At 55.4% G+C, this 444-nt stretch carries 1 protein-coding gene; it reads left to right on the top strand.

Going from position 1 to position 444, the window contains the following annotated elements; genetic code table 11:
• Positions 1-444 (top strand): aldehyde dehydrogenase family protein (locus ACTHUE_RS20430; protein WP_440424323.1); only part of this gene is annotated, 444 nt, incomplete at both ends.

Consider the following 444-nt stretch of genomic DNA (forward strand, 5'->3'; position numbering starts at 1 on the left):
TCCCTGCCCTGTGCGCCGGCAATGCCTGCGCAGTCAAACCTGCGCCCAGTGTCGCCCGCGTCAGCGAAACCCTATTCAGCCTTATCCCCGAAGGTTTGCCACTTATCGGCGCATGGTTCAGTCATGAAGACACGCTTAAAGCCATTGAAGATACTGATGCCATGGCATTTACCGGTTCAACCCATACCGGCCGCCTGCTGGCCGCCCATGCAGGCAAACATCTGAAAAAAACCATCCTTGAACTGGGTGGCAGCAATCCGTTTATCATTCTGCCCGATGCCGATCTGCAACGCGGAGCCATCGATGCCTGCTATTCGCGCTTTCGCGATGCCGGACAATCCTGCAACGCCGCCAAGCGCATTGTTGTTACCCAAGATATTGCCGAACAACTTATTCCGCTCTTCCTTGCCGAGTGTGCCAAACTGCAAACCGGCAATCCCAAAG

This window comes from Neisseria sp. P0021.S005 (assembly GCF_051956955.1).